Source organism: Alteromonas sp. ISO5, assembly GCF_058105165.1.
This window is the reverse complement of record NZ_CM176572.1, coordinates 3,314,677-3,327,070: the sequence shown is the minus strand read 5'-3', so window position 1 is coordinate 3,327,070 and position 12,394 is coordinate 3,314,677. Positions and strand designations below refer to the sequence as shown.

16 protein-coding genes and 1 tRNA gene are annotated in these 12,394 nt (G+C 49.0%); 6 read left to right on the top strand and 11 right to left on the bottom strand.

What is annotated here, in order from left to right; all coding sequences use genetic code 11:
- Nucleotides 1–8: 8 nt before the first annotated feature.
- From flgH to AC2T0J_RS14805, 9 genes are all read right to left on the bottom strand, one after another.
- On the bottom strand, nt 9–689 hold the full coding sequence (gene flgH, locus AC2T0J_RS14845; protein ID WP_489810348.1) for a flagellar basal body L-ring protein FlgH: 681 nt from the start codon (nt 687–689) through the stop codon (nt 9–11).
- 17 nt (nt 690–706) lie between these two features.
- Nucleotides 707–1,495 carry a flagellar basal-body rod protein FlgG gene (flgG, locus tag AC2T0J_RS14840; protein ID WP_123326633.1) on the bottom strand — a complete coding sequence of 263 codons (789 nt, stop codon included), beginning with the start codon at nt 1,493–1,495 and terminating at the stop codon, nt 707–709.
- 42 nt (nt 1,496–1,537) lie between these two features.
- Nucleotides 1,538–2,281 (bottom strand): flagellar basal-body rod protein FlgF, encoded by a 744-nt coding sequence (flgF, locus tag AC2T0J_RS14835; protein ID WP_489806565.1) that lies wholly within the window; start codon nt 2,279–2,281, stop codon nt 1,538–1,540.
- A 130-nt stretch (nt 2,282–2,411) separates the two neighbouring features.
- Nucleotides 2,412–3,818: a flagellar hook protein FlgE gene (gene flgE / locus AC2T0J_RS14830; RefSeq protein WP_489806564.1), complete on the bottom strand. Its 1,407-nt coding sequence runs from the start codon at nt 3,816–3,818 to the stop codon at nt 2,412–2,414.
- A gap of 14 nt (nt 3,819–3,832) precedes the next feature.
- The gene (gene flgD, locus AC2T0J_RS14825; RefSeq protein WP_489806563.1) at nt 3,833–4,522 is read right to left on the bottom strand and encodes a flagellar hook assembly protein FlgD; all 690 of its coding nucleotides are present in this window, start codon (nt 4,520–4,522) and stop codon (nt 3,833–3,835) included.
- Nucleotides 4,523–4,547: 25 nt separating this feature from the next.
- Nucleotides 4,548–4,970, bottom strand: coding sequence for a flagellar basal body rod protein FlgC (flgC, locus tag AC2T0J_RS14820; protein ID WP_489806562.1), 423 nt, complete (start codon nt 4,968–4,970; stop codon nt 4,548–4,550).
- On the bottom strand, nt 4,967–5,371 hold the full coding sequence (gene flgB, locus AC2T0J_RS14815) for a flagellar basal body rod protein FlgB (RefSeq protein WP_489806561.1): 405 nt from the start codon (nt 5,369–5,371) through the stop codon (nt 4,967–4,969). The genes flgC and flgB overlap by 4 nt, the downstream gene beginning before the upstream one ends.
- Before the next feature lie 99 nt (nt 5,372–5,470).
- Nucleotides 5,471–6,304 (bottom strand): CheR family methyltransferase, encoded by an 834-nt coding sequence (locus AC2T0J_RS14810; protein WP_489806560.1) that lies wholly within the window; start codon nt 6,302–6,304, stop codon nt 5,471–5,473.
- Nucleotides 6,305–6,343: 39 nt separating this feature from the next.
- Nucleotides 6,344–7,270 carry a chemotaxis protein CheV gene (locus AC2T0J_RS14805; protein ID WP_489806559.1) on the bottom strand — a complete coding sequence of 309 codons (927 nt, stop codon included), beginning with the start codon at nt 7,268–7,270 and terminating at the stop codon, nt 6,344–6,346.
- A gap of 145 nt (nt 7,271–7,415) precedes the next feature.
- On the opposite strand from AC2T0J_RS14805, the gene flgA reads away from it, so the two are divergent.
- The 3 genes from flgA to flgN all read left to right on the top strand — a co-directional run bounded on the left by flgA (nt 7,416) and on the right by flgN (nt 9,050).
- Complete coding sequence (gene flgA / locus AC2T0J_RS14800) at nt 7,416–8,150, top strand: flagellar basal body P-ring formation chaperone FlgA (protein ID WP_489806558.1); 735 nt, start codon at nt 7,416–7,418, stop codon at nt 8,148–8,150.
- A gap of 115 nt (nt 8,151–8,265) precedes the next feature.
- Complete coding sequence (gene flgM, locus AC2T0J_RS14795; protein ID WP_489806557.1) at nt 8,266–8,607, top strand: flagellar biosynthesis anti-sigma factor FlgM; 342 nt, start codon at nt 8,266–8,268, stop codon at nt 8,605–8,607.
- 11 nt (nt 8,608–8,618) lie between these two features.
- Nucleotides 8,619–9,050, top strand: coding sequence for a flagellar export chaperone FlgN (gene flgN, locus AC2T0J_RS14790; RefSeq protein ID WP_489806556.1), 432 nt, complete (start codon nt 8,619–8,621; stop codon nt 9,048–9,050).
- A gap of 274 nt (nt 9,051–9,324) precedes the next feature.
- Here flgN and AC2T0J_RS14785 read toward each other — a convergent pair whose 3' ends face one another.
- Complete coding sequence (locus AC2T0J_RS14785) at nt 9,325–9,801, bottom strand: LPP20 family lipoprotein (protein WP_489806555.1); 477 nt, start codon at nt 9,799–9,801, stop codon at nt 9,325–9,327.
- A 293-nt stretch (nt 9,802–10,094) separates the two neighbouring features.
- Here AC2T0J_RS14785 and AC2T0J_RS14780 point away from each other — a divergent pair, with 293 nt between their 5' ends.
- The 3 genes from AC2T0J_RS14780 (at nt 10,095) to smrA (ending at nt 12,075) form a co-directional block, all read left to right on the top strand.
- Nucleotides 10,095–11,276, top strand: a complete 1,182-nt coding sequence (locus AC2T0J_RS14780) for a flagellar assembly protein T N-terminal domain-containing protein (protein WP_489806554.1) — start codon at nt 10,095–10,097, stop codon at nt 11,274–11,276.
- A 41-nt stretch (nt 11,277–11,317) separates the two neighbouring features.
- Nucleotides 11,318–11,393: transfer RNA gene (locus AC2T0J_RS14775), tRNA-Arg, on the top strand.
- 85 nt (nt 11,394–11,478) lie between these two features.
- Nucleotides 11,479–12,075, top strand: coding sequence for a DNA endonuclease SmrA (gene smrA, locus AC2T0J_RS14770; protein WP_489806553.1), 597 nt, complete (start codon nt 11,479–11,481; stop codon nt 12,073–12,075).
- A gap of 47 nt (nt 12,076–12,122) precedes the next feature.
- On the opposite strand, the gene AC2T0J_RS14765 is transcribed toward smrA, so the two are convergent.
- Nucleotides 12,123–12,260 carry a hypothetical protein gene (locus AC2T0J_RS14765; protein ID WP_489806552.1) on the bottom strand — a complete coding sequence of 46 codons (138 nt, stop codon included), beginning with the start codon at nt 12,258–12,260 and terminating at the stop codon, nt 12,123–12,125.
- Between the last annotated feature and the right edge of the window lie 134 nt (nt 12,261–12,394).

Genomic DNA, 12,394 nt, shown 5'->3' with positions numbered 1-12,394 from the left:
GTTCCCCCCTAGAAAGGCCACCATTGTGATGAAAAGAATTTGGTCAGCCAGCCTTTCTCCTGAGAGCGGGCAAAGCTACCTGTACCACTATATTGGATGCGGGCATTGGCAATACGGGTAGACAGGATTTCATTTTCCGGTGAGATATCCGAGGCGCGGATAATGCCGGTTAAGCGAATGTACTCATCACCGTGATTTAAGGTCAGCCATTTCTCACCGCGTATCACCAGGTTCTGGTTGGCCAGCACATCAACGACTGTGACCGATATACTGCCATTCAGACTGTTACTTTGATTTGCCTGGGCATCACCGGCAAATTCGCTGGAAGAATTCACGCCCAGCTGTATTGACTGATTACCAATGTTCAACGCATTGCCACCTAAACCAGTGATGGGCTGCACGTCTACGCCGGTTTCTTTAGACGTAGTAGTCCCCGCCGATTTACTGGCATTGGTGTTTTCACTGAGGGTGACGGTGATGATGTCGCCCACCCGCCGGGCCGTCACATCTGAATACAGACTATTCGCCATACGAGGGCGAAACAGGCCGCCATCCTCGACGATTTGCTCTCGCGGCATCTCCGGGATTACCGGCGCGAAGGATGGGTCATTCGCCTCAACACGATCAGGCGAAGTACTGGCACAACCGCTAAACAGTGCAACACAAGTAAATACCAGTAAAACACGCATCATGGGATCACCTTAGATTAAAGCTGCTGTATAACCTGACCGAGCATCTGGTCAACCGATGAAATGACTTTGGAATTCATTTCATATAAACGTTGGCTTTCAATCAGATTTACCAACTCTTCGGTGACATTAACGTTGGACGTTTCCAGGGTCCCCTGCACGATGGTGCCCAATCCCTGCAGACCCGGTACACCTTGCAGTGGCGCGCCGGATACTGCCGTTTCCACATACAGGTTCTGACCCACTGGCTGTAAGCCGGTGGGGTTCACAAAATCAGAAATATTAAGCTGTCCGAGCACCTGGGGTTCCGCCTGGCCTCGAACCGATGCAGATACCTCACCATCCTGTGAAATGGTAATTTGCTGGGCATCTTCCGGGATTGCAATTTCAGGCTGCAACAGGAAACCGGCCCCCGGGGTAACAATTTGCCCCTGGTCGTTTAACGTAAACTGGCCATTACGGGTATAAGCAATGGTGCCGTCCGGTTGCAGGATCTCAAAAAAGCCGCGCCCCTGAATAGACATATCCAGTGCATTGTCGGTGGTTAACAGGTTGCCCTGCGTGTGGGCTTTTTGCGTGGCGACCACTTTAGAACCGGCCCCCACCATTAACCCTGACGGCAGTTCAGTATCAGCAGAAGAGCGTCCACCAGGCTGATTGATGTTTTGATAGAGCAGATCTTCGAAGATCGCCCGATCTTTCTTAAACCCAACGGTAGACGCGTTAGCCAGGTTGTTGGATACCACCGCTACGTCGGTTTGTGCGGCATCAAGTCCGGTTTTACTGATCCAAAGTGCTGGATGCATAATTGTCTCTCCTCTGCCTTGTTGGTTGCTGGCGGCAAATAATTAAATAATGCGTAATAGCATGTTACCGCGCGTATCTAGCGTGTCGGCTTTTTTCATCATTTTGACCTGCAACTCATAATGACGCTGCAGGTGAATCATACTGACCATCTCTTCGATGGCGTTCACGTTCGAACCTTCAAGCATGCCGGTCATGACCGTTACGGTTTCATCGGCCTGGGCATCAGTGCCGTCTTTCTGGCGGAACAAACCATCGTTGCCACGCTCCAGATTGCTGTATTCAGGGTTCACTAACTTGAGCCGGCCAACTTCTTCAGTCACTGCCTCGGGAGCGCCCTGAGGGCGAATCGAAATGGTACCGTCGGCGGCGATGGTCAGATTATCCAGCGGCACCGGCAAAAACAGCGGACCAGCATCGCCCATCACCACATTGCCATGTACATCTTCCAGAACCCCGTCCTGACCTAACTGAAAATTACCATCACGCGTATAGGCTTCATTACCCTGTCTGTCCTGCACGGCAAACCAACCATCGCCCTGAATGGCCACATCGAGATCACGATGGGTCTGAATTAACGGGCCGGATTCGTAGTTGTTAGTGGGGCTTTCGGTCATGGCGAACACCCGGGTCGGCAAACCTTCGCCGTATACCGGCATCGACCTTGCCTGTTCGAGCTGCGCTTTAAAGCCATTGGTTTGCGCGTTAGCCAGGTTGTTGGCGCGTAAAGACGTGCCAACCAGGTCCTGATTGGCGCCACTACTGGCGATATAGAGTAATTTATCCATGACTGCCTTTTGACGCTTTAATGATAATTACTAACTATACTGCAAAGGTAGTGCCAAAACGGCGAACGGACAGATTTACAGGAGACAAAAGAAAGGCCGCATGGTGCGGCCCTCGGGATTGAACAAGTGACTATCGGATATTCAGAATCGTCTGGTTAAGCTGGTTGTTGACTTCCAGCGCCCGGGAGTTCGCCTGGAAGTTCCGTTGAGCAATGATCATGTCGATAAGCTCAGTGGTCAGGTTTACGTTAGCCTGTTCCAAAGCGGAGGAATTGATCTCGCCATAAGTACCGGTGGTTGCTTCACCTGCCAGAGCTTCTCCTGACTCTATAGACTCTTTCCACTGCGTATTGCTTTGTTGAGTCAGGCCCTGTTCATTCGCAAACCGAACTAAAGCAACCCGTACTACCGGTTCAGAAGTACCATTGGAAAACGTCGCTCTGACCAGACCGTCTTCACCAATATCCACACCGGTCAAACGGCCTACCGGCAAACCATCCTGCTCCAGTGAGGTGACTTCAAAGGCTGAAGCGTACTGTGTAGGCTCATTGATAGTTTGTCCACCCAGCGGATCCAGGTTGAAATCGATAGAGATGGTTTGCGTCTGATCGGCACCACCGGTCAATGCGATGGCAGAGTTTGCAGTACCGTCATCTCCTAAAGGCACAGTGGTAATGTTACCAGCCGGGACTTGTGAGGTGAAGTCACCACTCTGGTTAAAAGACAATCTGGCTGGCAACCAGGGTTCAGTAGTACCCGGGTTTTGCGGATCATCCCTTGTTGGCAGCGGCACACTGTTGTCACCACCGGCAATATCCACCGGCGTATCATCAACCGTGGTAAACATGAGCCAACTGTTCTGTTGGTCAGGACCCGCTGGTGCCGCCTGGTCGGTACCATCTTTCACAAAATAATAAGTCATAATATGACTTTCACCCAATGAATCATAAACGGTTACCGAGGTTGCCGCATTATAGGTGAGTGTATCATCCGGGTTAAATGATGCCGGATCCAGGTAATCATCATTCGCTGGCAGGTTCATACGCATGCTGACTTCCTGCGTAGCCTGAGGTGAACCTGACGAATCCGGGATACGCACTGGTTCGGTAGTACTTAACGCTACTGACGAACTGGTACCGTCCGGGTTAACCGGAAAGCCCAGCAGGTTGTCACCGCTGCTGTTTACCACGAAGTTATTTTCATCCAGCTTGAACTGTCCGGCACGGGTAAAAGAGAAGTCACGTGAGGTGATCTCTGGTACTGTGGCAAAGAAGCCATTGCCGGTGATCGCCAAATCCAGTGCAGTATTAGTAAACTGCAGACTACCCTGGCTGAACTGTTGGGCAACTTCCTGAGTAAGCACACCATCGCCCACTTTGGTTTTACCGCTGGCTAACAGTGAAGCAGCATAGACATCACCAAACTCGGCCCGCGATTCTTTAAAACCTACCGTATTAACGTTGGCAATGTTGTTTGCGGTAGTGTCTAAATCTTTTTGTGCGGCAGAGACGCCACTTAATGCAATATTAAAAGACATGTGCTTTTCTCCTACTAACTGCCGATTTGAATGACGTCGTCAAGATTGATACTGACATCACCCTCTAAATTCAAAATAACGCCCTGGTTACTGCCTGCCAGGCTTACGCTGCTCACGTGCCGGTGAATAGCAGTAGAAACCGCTACCCCTTCACCATCTACCTGGCCAGTTGCACTGACCAGGTATTCGCCGGGCGGCATTAAATTGCCGCTGCGATCGGTGCCATCCCAGTTGAACTCAATATTGCCGGCCCCCTGAGTGCCCGCATCGATGGTTCGGATAACTTCACCATTACCATTGGTAATAGTGATCTCCATATTCTGTACCGTCTGATCATTCACCACAAAACCGCTGATACCGGCACCTTCACTGCCCATATAGCCAACATTGGCTTCAACCAGCACATCCTGGCCAATCAGACTGGAAGCCTGTAACGCCTGGTTCGATGTCATGGATGTCGCAAAGCTTTCAAACTTCTCGTTGAGTTTGCTGATACCATCGGCCGTTGTGAACTGGGTCATCTGCGAGACCATTTGATCATTATCCACTGGTTTGGTGGGATCCTGGTTAGCCAGTTGCTCAGTTAACAAGGCAAAAAAGTCTTCCTGAGATAACGACTGTTCAGAGCCATCAGAAATCTTTACCTTTTCTTCCTGCCAGTAAAGGTCATTATTGAGACCCTGCGTGTTAGATATCGTACTCACGTTAGTATCCTCTTAATGACCGCTACTACTGACCACGACCAAGGGTTAATACCCGACGGAAAATGCGTTTGGTGGTATCGGCTAGCTGTACGTTAGTTTCATAGGCTTTGGAAGCAGACATCATATCGGCCATTTCTTCAACAATGTTGACGTTAGGCTTATAGATATAACCATTTTCGTCAGCCAGGGGATTATGCGGTGCATACTCGGTTTGTAACGGACGGTCGCTCTCAACGATTCCCAGTACCTTGACTTCCGAGCCCTTGCTGTAATCATTGGTTGCGCGATTCAATTCGGCGGCAAACACAGCGTGGCGGGCACGGTACGTATCCTGTTCGCTACTGCTAACCGAGTTGGCATTGGCAATGTTACTTGCCGTAGTGTTCAGACGCACACTTTCAGCATGCATACCTGACGCAGAAATTGACATAACATCAAACAGACTCATTGACCTTGACCTCCACTAATTGCTTTCTTCATGCCTTTCACTTTGCCATTTAAAAATTCAATGGTGGCCTGATAACGCATGCCTGTATCTAAGAATTCATTACGTTCACGCTGGACTTCGACGGTATTGCCGTCGCCGGTATCCGGCTGAGAGGGGATCCTAAAGCCGATGTCTGTTGATGACACCATGCCGCCGCTGATGTGCTTTTCATGAGTACGTGTCATGGACTGGCCACTGGAATTCTGAGCGCTGGCCATTGCTTTCTGAAAATCGATGCCGCGGGCTTTGTAACCCGGCGTGTTGGCATTTGCCAGATTACCGGCAATCACTTCCATCTTGTCGTTGCGGATTTTCAAAGCATTCTGATGAAAACCCACGAGCTTGTCTAAATTAATGGCCATAGCACTTCTCCTCTAACGCAGAGAATAAAGCAAACTAAGTGCCAACAAGACAAAGAGGTAGGAAACGCAACAAAAGAAAAGACTAACCAGTTATTTTAATTAGTCTTTTTTAGTGTAGTACAAGCCAGGGTTACACTTGACCATGCGGTAACACTCGGCCGCTGCGGCCACGGATTCCGATGCGCCGAGAAACAGGATGCCGCCCGGATTTAGTTGAGCGGCAATTTGTTGCAGTATTTTTTGTTTCAGTTCTGTAGAAAAATAAATCAGTACATTGCGGCAAAAGACAATATCGAATTTGCCCAACGAAGAATAGCTATGTAACAGGTTCAGGCTGCGAAAACTCACCATACGACGCACTTCAGGTTTCACCTGCAGCATACCGCTGGCGTGCTGCTGGAAATATCTTTGCCGGCGCTCAGCAGACAAACCACGGGCCAGAGAAAGCTCATCGTATACGCCCTCTTCACACTTACGCAGCATATTACTCGACAGATCCGTTGCCAGAATCTCAGCAGATAACGATCCGCTGCCGGGATTGTTACGCTGATATTCCAACAGCGACATGGCGATGGAATAAGGCTCCTGGCCGGAAGAACATGCCGCACTCCAGATTCGAATACGCCGTTGCCGGGTGGCAAGTGTCGGCAGAATTTGTCGGATCAATAGCTCAAACGGATAGCTGTCCCGAAACCAGAGAGTCTCATTGGTGGTCATGGCATCGATAACCTGCTGCAGTAATCCGCGATCGCGACCGGAAATGGATTGCCTTAACAGTTCGTCAATGTTGGTTAATTGCCGCTCGTGCAACAACCCGCCTAAACGACTGCGCACTAAATACTGCTTATTATCGCCAAGCACAATACCGCACTGTTGTTCCAAAAACTCACGAAACTGGCGGTACGCGTCAGGCGATACATCCTTATTAATCAATCAGTTAATGCTCCATTGAATCAGTTAATGCTCCATTAATCATGCTTCAGGGCCCAGCCATTTCTGCACGGCAGAGGCCAGTTCGTCAGGATGAAATTTGGCAATAAAGTCGTCAGCACCCACTTTCTTTACCATTGCCTGATTAAACACACCACTCAGCGAGGTATGCAGAACCACATGCAGTTTTTGCAGCTCTGGCGTATTTTTAATCTCGGCCGTAAGGGTGTATCCATCCATTTCCGGCATTTCAATATCAGACACCAGCACCCCGACCTTGTCGGTGACATCGCCGGTTTCAGCGGCAATCTCTTTCAGTCGCTTGAGTGCTTCCAGGCCGTTTTTGGCCATTTCAATTTCAAGCCCCAGCGTGGTTAACGCCCGTTTCACCTGATTTCGCGCTACCGAGGAATCATCAGCGATAAAAATAATCTTATCTTTATGGGCATCGGTATTCAGCGTAGAGGCCACTTCCTGGCTAACTTCGGTATTCAGCGGTGAAATCTCATTAAGAATTTTCTCAACGTCGAGAATTTCGACCAGTTCACCTTCGACTTCAGTAACCGCTGTGAGGTAACTGGCACGGCCAGTTCCCTGAGGCGGCGGCATGATGGCATCCCAGTTGGTATTGATAATGCGTTCAACAGCACCTACCAGGAATCCCTGAACTGAGCGATTGTATTCTGCGATTACAATAAAGGAAGTTTTGAGATCTTCGATTCTACGGCCGCCAGTGGCCATACTTAAGTCGATAACCGAAATGGTCTGGCCACGAATATGGGCAACGCCTCGTACCAAGGGATTGAGCTTTGGCATAGATGTGAGAGCCGGACACTGCAGCACTTCTCTGACCTTAAACACGTTAATGCCGAATCGCTGCCGACCGTTTAAGCGGAACAGCAACAACTCCAGCCGGTTCTGGCCGACCAGTTGCGTGCGCTGATTAACCGAATCTAAAATTCCAGACATACTTCACCTCGATATTTCAATGTGGGCATAGAGTTTGCGTGTTTCCTGTTTAACAGAGGTGGCGTCAATAAACTGTCGCGGCTGTTCTGATTAGCAAAACTCGCTGATTTATATTTAATAATAGTCAAAATGAAAACATCTGAACATGAAAATATTGAAAACATTACTTTTGCCTGCGCGCCTGGCTTTCATATTGACTACAGGTATCACCTTAGCTCACTTTGACGCAATTGCCCAACAAAACGCTAGCACGCCGCACGAGCGCCTGACAAATGCGGTTAAAGCGTTTCTGGAAAACCGTCTGGCGCCGACCCGGGAAACCGATTTGGCGGATAATTTAAGCGTCGAAGTAACGCCCATAGACAGTCGCATTAATATACCAGAATGCACGGTACCTTTTAGCTTTGATGTGGATCCTGCCACGCTGCAGCAGTCATATCTCAATGTACGGGTAAGTTGTGATAGCAACAACTGGTATTTATTTTCCAGTGCCAAAGTGACCCGCACCCGCACTATCGTCGTCACGGCCAGTATGATTAGCCCGGATACAGTCCTGTCGGCAAGCCATTTATCGCTCGCTGAGGTCGACATTAAGCAGTTGCGGCACACTCCTTTCACGTCACTGAATGACGTCGTAGGAGCACGGCTGAAATACCGGGTCAGAGAAGGTCAGCCGGTGCAAAGTAATATGCTATGCTTTATCTGTAAAGGTGATAGAATCACCATTAGCGCCAACGCGGGTGCTATGAAGGTAAAAACCTCTGGCATCGCCCGTCAGGATGGTGTGATTGGCGACACCATTGAAGTGGTGAACAGCAGTTCTAACAAGTCTGTCATTGCTGAAGTTGCCAGCACCCAGGAAGTCGTGGTGAATTTGTGATAAGGTTGCTATAAATACCGCGTTTTTTGATGTGAAAAATACGCAATTGAGCCTAAAGAAATTCTGCCTGCAGCCGATATATATATTGAGGTCTAAAAGGTAGTGGAAATTAATTATGGCAATTAACAACATAAACAATGGCTTACCCAAAGCGCCTGTTGACAACAACAAGGTCAACAGCCAGCAACAGCCACAACAAAATAAGACGGCTGCGCAGCAAGCGGCCACATCTGTAGCTCAGGCTACTAATGTGCCGCGTCAGGACTCAGTGTCGCTGACTCAATCTGCACAGCAATTAAATCAGGTACAGAAGAAAAGTGCCGAAGCGCCTGTGAACCAGGAGAAAGTCGATAAGCTTAAGAAAGCCATCCAAAGTGGCGAGTACAAGGTTGATCCGCAATCACTGGCGAAAAAGATCGCACGCCTGGAATCGGAGATTTTTGGGTTTAAATCCTGAAGTAACAGATAATGACGGCAACACTCACTGATCAATTAACGCAACAGACTGACAATCTTGCATCACTCAAGGCGATGCTGGACAAGGAGTTGCATCTGATTAGCTCCAGGGATGCCGAAGCGTTAATGACGCTGCTCAAAGAAAAAGAACAATTGCTCGGTGCTATCCAAAACCTCGACGATGCCATTAACCCACAGTTGCAGACGCTTCAGCAAGAAGCCCCCCTCACCGAGGACATTCAGGCCCATATCGACCAGGCAAAAAACTTGCTCAGCGAGTGCCAGTATTGTACCGAAGTTAACCAGCTTGCCGTTGAGCAAGGTCAGTTACGTTTGGTTCATTTGCGTAACCTGATGATGGATGTGCGGGCCAAAGAGTCCCTGACCTACGATAAAGCTGGTAAAAAGAAAGGCGGCTTTTCTGGTAAAGGCGTCAGCGCTTAAGTGTCTCACTGTTCTACTGATTTTCTTCAGGTAACTTGATTAGGTTATCTGCCCCATTTGTCCACCAGTTTCCCAACAGATATTGGCTTCCGCCGTTAACCGACGGGTAAGCAGTGAATTTAGCGTAAAAAAACGAAGCACTGAGTGACAGAGCACGGCAATATTCCTGACGGGCGTATAACGAGTTCCATGTTACCTCACCTCTCCCTGAGTGAAAGCGCTGGATAAGCGCTAAACCAGCGCTGTTAAGAAGTTTTCAACAACCGGAATTCTCTTAATAATACTTCACTGTTTTTAAGCGTTGTGGCCGGGCTGTCGACACATAAATGTTATACACCTGCTGCATGTCGAGTTCCAACTCAGTTGCGTAGGTATCCTCTCCCACCGGATAAGCTTTCACTACCTTTGCGCCGCGGATCACTCCTTCAACGGAGGCCTGCAACTGCGCATTGTTCACAACCATGTTAGCCAGTGACTGTTGGCCATTTATGCGTTGCCCGTAGACCTGTTCAGCCAGTTCACGGTAGGCATCGAGTTTTGATGCTTTCATTGCCATGATATTTTTCTCTGACTCGGAGCCACCATGCTGTGATGCTATTGGTGCATACCCCACCGCGGTTAGCACCGGGTATTCGTCAGGTGCAACGGTTTCCCATTCGACATGCTTATCGAACATGGATGTGCAGCCACTGATAATAAACAGGCAGCCAAACAACCCAAGCGCCTTGTTAATGTGTCTTAAAACCGTCATAAAACCACCGTATTTTTGTGCAGTCTGAACAGTGCTATTGCCTGCCGTGCGAGGCAAGGCGGACAATCACTATGTACTTGTCAAACGATAGCAATATTTATGCCCAATGACCGAATGAATTTTGGGAACGATATATGCAAAGCTTCATACAACAAAGGCTTGGCGAGTCATTGGATTGACACCTTGCATACCGCTCCTGTCATCAGGGGCTTTTTGTACCAAGGTCGCAGCAAGACAGTGCCAGCGAAGAACAGCGCATTGCAACAGCAAAGTAAGTGGTGAGAGAAATAGCAATGAAGACAATGTACACACTGATTACCCGGCTAACCGCCTTTTTGTCGGCGATAACCTGCCTGCTGTTGGCCCTCACTGGGCAAAGTTATGCCGTCTGGTATGAAACCCAGGGGCAATCAGTGGTATTAAACGGCAATAAGGTCCAGGCGAAACATCAGGCTACGGAAGAAGCACTGCGTCAGGCAATGTTATTCGCCGGCGCTTCGGTGCGCAGTGTTCAGCAGCTCACTGATGGCTTACTCAACGATGATCGCCTTGAAGTCAGCGCATCCGGAGAAATTCGCCAGTTACAGCTTATCTCAGAAACCTGGCATGAAAATGCGGTAACGGTGCGGATCCGTGCTGACATTTTCCCCAGTCAACAACAATGCTCCGCCGCCCCCTTCAGCAAAACCATTGCCACTAGTTACTTCCCGCTACTTGAGCGCCAGCATGCTCAGGATGGTCAGGTTCAGGAGCTGGGTCGTTTGGTCACCGCCCGGTTAAAACGCGAATTCGATCAATCAGCACAACATGCTGTGATCAGCAGCGTCGAACCCTATGTGGTGCACTGGCAGTCCAGACAAATTCGCGATCAGGCCACGGCCCTCGCCACCCAAACCAAAAGTCAGTTTGTTCTCACCGGTGTGATTGAGGATCTCAGTGTTTACCGGCCAACAAGCAATACGTTAGCTTTCTGGCGAGACGACACGGCAACCCGGAGTTTTCGCTTGAAAGTGGAGCTTATCGACGGTATTAACGGTGCACCGTTGTTAGATAAAACTTATGAGACCGAATCGGAATGGGAGTTCGATCGCTTCGCGCAACTCGATGCGTCTTCCAACCAATTCTGGCAAAGCGCCTACGGCCAGGCCCTGCAAAACCAACTACGCCAGTTACAAAGCGATGTAGACTCGACACTGGCCTGCGTCCCGGCAACAGGACGGGTGATCAGTATCAACGGCGGCAATGAGCTGAGTGTTTCACTGGGTCGCCAGCACGGCCTGAAACCCGGCGATACCCTGTCGATATATCAGATTCAGGAAGTTACCGACTATCGAGGGGTTAAATTTACCCAGTATCACCTGTATCCTGAAGAGGTGACGGTGGTCGAAGCCTACGCCGATAACGCAAGGGTGAAAGCCGCCGAAGAGGGCTTTCTGGCCAATATTCAGCCAAACGACTTCGTTGCCAAGCGTTAGGGCTTTAGATTTTCGCAGGCCTATCTATAATAGCGTTTCGTGTCCCCATAGTTTAACTGGATAAAACAAGAACCTCCTAAGTTTTAGATCTGCGTTCGAGTCGCGGTGGGGACGCCAACCAATTGCTACAGCTTCGATAAGTACTGAACTTTAACGCCAGTCACGCGTAATACTAATAAGAAACTTAGTGGTCGGGGGATTTATGTGGGACGACGATCAGGATTTTGAACAACCGGATACCTTTCAGGATTTCCTGCAACAAGTCGGTGATGTTAAACCGATAAAATCTGACGACAAGGTTCATCTCCAGCAAACCCAGCAAGCTATCGAAAAACAAATGCGCCGGGAGGCCTTACTGGCTCAGAAGCCCAAAGAAAGTCCGTTAACCTTTGAAGGGGTGAAACCGGTCAAGCCGGACGATTTTCTTGAATTTAAGCAGGCCGGAATACAGGATGGTGTTTATAAGAACCTGCGCCAGGGCAAATATCCTATAGAGCAAAAAATTTCGCTGGCAGGGCTCTCATTGCGGGACTCCAGCGTAACGCTGTATCAAAAAATCAATGCTGCCCATGAACGTGGCGTGAGAACCTTGTTGATTCAACACGGCAAGGGAGAGCAAAGTCAGCCCTTCCCCGCTTTGAAAAAATCTTACGTAAATCACTGGCTGCCGCAGTTTAATAACGTGATTGCCTTTCATACCGCCCAACCTATGCATGGCGGGCTTGGTGCTACTTATGTGTTATTGAAGAAACACCCTAACCAAAAGATGATAAATCGCGAAAAGCAGGCAAAACGATAACCTGCCATAAATGACATAATTATCGTTAACTAATTAATTTTTATTAATTATTTAGAGGTATTTTGTTGAACTTCGGTAGCTGTTTCAGCTGACTGGGCGGAGGTTCCAAACGCTGCTGTAACGATCATAAGCAGCACTGCAACAGCCACGCCGGTTAAGCCGAAACCTTTTGAAGAACGATTCATATTCGTCTCTTATTATTTCTAGACCACTGTAAAATTGAGCACAGCGATGTTAACTCATCCCCTACAAGTCCTTGTAACCACACAGCATTCCATACTGCTTGCACTACTTTAATGCAGTAGAAGGGCGCTGGCAA

Coding starts and splice junctions, on each gene's coding strand:
- flgH (WP_489810348.1), bottom strand. CDS start 689: ATGCGTGTTTTACTGGTATTTACTTGTGTTGCACTGTTTAGCGGTTGT.
- flgG (WP_123326633.1), bottom strand. CDS start 1,495: ATGCATCCAGCACTTTGGATCAGTAAAACCGGACTTGATGCCGCACAA.
- flgF (WP_489806565.1), bottom strand. CDS start 2,281: ATGGATAAATTACTCTATATCGCCAGTAGTGGCGCCAATCAGGACCTG.
- flgE (WP_489806564.1), bottom strand. CDS start 3,818: ATGTCTTTTAATATTGCATTAAGTGGCGTCTCTGCCGCACAAAAAGAT.
- flgC (WP_489806562.1), bottom strand. CDS start 4,970: ATGAGTCTGTTTGATGTTATGTCAATTTCTGCGTCAGGTATGCATGCT.
- flgB (WP_489806561.1), bottom strand. CDS start 5,371: ATGGCCATTAATTTAGACAAGCTCGTGGGTTTTCATCAGAATGCTTTG.
- AC2T0J_RS14805 (WP_489806559.1), bottom strand. CDS start 7,270: ATGTCTGGAATTTTAGATTCGGTTAATCAGCGCACGCAACTGGTCGGC.
- flgA (WP_489806558.1), top strand. CDS start 7,416: ATGAAAATATTGAAAACATTACTTTTGCCTGCGCGCCTGGCTTTCATA.
- flgM (WP_489806557.1), top strand. CDS start 8,266: ATGGCAATTAACAACATAAACAATGGCTTACCCAAAGCGCCTGTTGAC.
- flgN (WP_489806556.1), top strand. CDS start 8,619: ATGACGGCAACACTCACTGATCAATTAACGCAACAGACTGACAATCTT.
- AC2T0J_RS14785 (WP_489806555.1), bottom strand. CDS start 9,801: ATGACGGTTTTAAGACACATTAACAAGGCGCTTGGGTTGTTTGGCTGC.
- AC2T0J_RS14780 (WP_489806554.1), top strand. CDS start 10,095: ATGAAGACAATGTACACACTGATTACCCGGCTAACCGCCTTTTTGTCG.
- smrA (WP_489806553.1), top strand. CDS start 11,479: ATGTGGGACGACGATCAGGATTTTGAACAACCGGATACCTTTCAGGAT.
- AC2T0J_RS14765 (WP_489806552.1), bottom strand. CDS start 12,260: ATGAATCGTTCTTCAAAAGGTTTCGGCTTAACCGGCGTGGCTGTTGCA.